Source organism: Arthrobacter sp. Hiyo1, from assembly GCF_001263615.2.
Classification (GTDB): domain Bacteria; phylum Actinomycetota; class Actinomycetes; order Actinomycetales; family Micrococcaceae; genus Arthrobacter.
The window spans coordinates 651,508-653,891 of record NZ_DF952468.1 but is presented as its reverse complement, the minus strand read 5'-3'; the positions used below and the strand labels follow the sequence as shown (position 1 = coordinate 653,891).

The following is a 2,384-nucleotide window of genomic DNA, read 5'->3' as shown; positions in this document are numbered from 1 at the left end:
CAGTCCGCAGAATGCCCGCGTTGCGCTCGATCCCGCGGACCCGGGCTTTCAGCCACCGCATTTAGGCCCGGTTCCGGTAGTTCTGGATCCCTCCCTGCAAACCGTTTCCCTCTCGGGACCCGAAGCCAAGGTGCAAGGAATGTTCAGATTCCTACTCATGCAACTGGCCGCCTTTCCGGGCGCAAGCAACGTCCCCGTCCTCATACACGGAGCGATGACCCACTTGCCGTCAAGTGCCCGGTTCCTCCCCCGCGTCACCTTGACCACGGACTCCTCTTCAGCCGCAACTGTTCTTTCCGCGCCCACGGACAGACCGGGAGCACTGTTTCTGGTGGGGCCGGAACGTGATCCCACCATCGGCGCACTCCGGGCGGCGGCGATCGAGTCCGGATGGAGAGTCTTCCAACGTTCCGCAGGCGGGGACGAAAGCAGTTGCGCGGTCGAACTGTGGAGCAATGGCGCAATCCTCCGCTCGTGTCTATCGGAAACGGAATTTGACCCTGACCTTGTACCGCACCTTGTCTTCGACCGCTACTGTCGGTCATTGGCGAGATTGCCCGGCTCGGCGGCAGAAGGGGCGCCGCTTGTCCCCTCTTGTTGCCAACTTGCCGAATTGCTTCCGCCAGAGCCTTCAAGCATCGCGGACCGCTGGAGCGCTTCTTCAGTACGCGGAGGGCTGTCTGCGGTCATCGGGCAAGGAACCGACGGACCCCGGTCGTTGGACCTGGTTTCAGACGGCCCGCATCTCCTCGTTGCTGGAACTACGGGATCGGGAAAGTCAGAGCTTCTGCGCACGATAGTGTCCGCAATCTCGCTGACCCACAGCCCGGACAGGGTCAACTTCCTGTTTGTTGATTTCAAGGGAGGTTCGGGCCTCGGGCCGTTGCTCGACCTTCCGCAATGCGTCGGAATGCTGACGGACCTCAGCGAACACGAGCTCGAACGTACCCTCTCCTCCCTCCGGGCCGAGGTTCGGATGCGGGAAGCGACCCTTTCGAAGGCCGGGGTCCCTGATTTGCCAGCATATTGGGCCAAAGCCGGCGGAACCGGGGGCGGGGGCGAGTCGGGACGAAGGAGCCGGTTTCCAATACTGCCCCGTCTTGTACTTGTAATCGACGAATTCAGGATGCTCATTGAAGACGCCCCCGATGCCTTGGCCGAATTGATGCGGATCGCCACGGTAGGACGGTCTCTGGGCATTCACTTGATCATGGCTACACAACGTCCACAGGGTGCCCTGAGTGCGGACATCCGGGCCAACGTGACTACCAGCATTGCCCTTCGCGTCCAATCAGAAATGGAATCCCGGGACATCATCAACTCACCGGCGGCGGCATCGATTCCGGTGTCTCGACCTGGCCGGGCATATATGGTTCGCGGAGGGGAGGATGCCGAGCCCTTTCAGTCGGCAACTCTTGCGGGCAGCGAAAAGGCCCCGGCGCTCACAAAGGCCGTTGCATTGCCGACAACGGGGTCGCTCCGCTTCGGCGGTTGGTCTGAAACAGCCGACGCAGCGACTCAGGGGGCGATCGCGACGCCAGCAGAAGCCGCCCGTTCCATTATTAAGGCGATCAACCAGGTTTGGGACGTCCGCGGGCGTTCAGCACCCCGGAGACCCGTTGCACATCCGCTTCCAGAATCCGTTCCCTTTCACGATTCCCCCGGCATAGCGGCAATCACGGGAAAGCGCGCGGCAAGCGGATCGCCGGCAGGGCCGACAGCCTACCTTGGCTTGGCAGACTTGCCGGCGCAACAACGAGTTGCCGGCTTGTACTGGACTCCGCTCGTCCACGGGAATCTTGGACTCGTTGGTCCTCCTGGGAGTGGAGTCGACGATACCTGTAAGGCGGCAGCGGCGCAGCTTGTTGGAAGTGCCGAGGAACTCCATCTCTATATCCTCGACGGCGACGGTTCGTACACCGACGTGGCAGCCCAGGGACGAGTGGCGGCCGTCGTCTCCTCCACCGACAGCAGGAGGGGAGTCCGCATCCTGGAGAGGCTCGCGGCTGAGATGTCGTCGCGGCAATCCCCGGGAACCGCCGGGCAGGTCCCGCTTCTGCTGGTTATCTCGAACTGGGGTTCGTGGGTCTCCGAGTTGCGCGCCGGAGCGCTGGCCTGGGCAGAAGACGTTGTTCATGCGATCGTCCGCGATGGACCAAAGGCAGGAGTGGCTGTTCTTGTCACCGGCGATCGCGAACTGACAGCGTCACGCATGTTCGCGTCAATCCCCAACCGCGCCTTCTTTCCCACCGGGACAACGGAAGAAGGGCGCTTGGCGTGGCCGCGTTTCGTGGCTATGAAGCCTCTGACAGGCCGGGCGGTCGTGAGTGGCAACCTGCTTGACGTCGACACGGCAGTCGCGCAGCTCGTGGCGCCCCCTCCAG

Annotated in this window: 1 protein-coding gene; it reads left to right on the top strand. The window is 62.8% G+C overall.

Features of this window, described 5'->3' with window-relative positions:
- Nucleotides 1-139: 139 nt before the first annotated feature.
- Nucleotides 140-2,384, top strand: a 2,245-nt coding sequence (locus AHiyo1_RS24395; RefSeq protein ID WP_340639272.1) for an FtsK/SpoIIIE domain-containing protein, incomplete at its 3' end; no start/stop codon positions are given.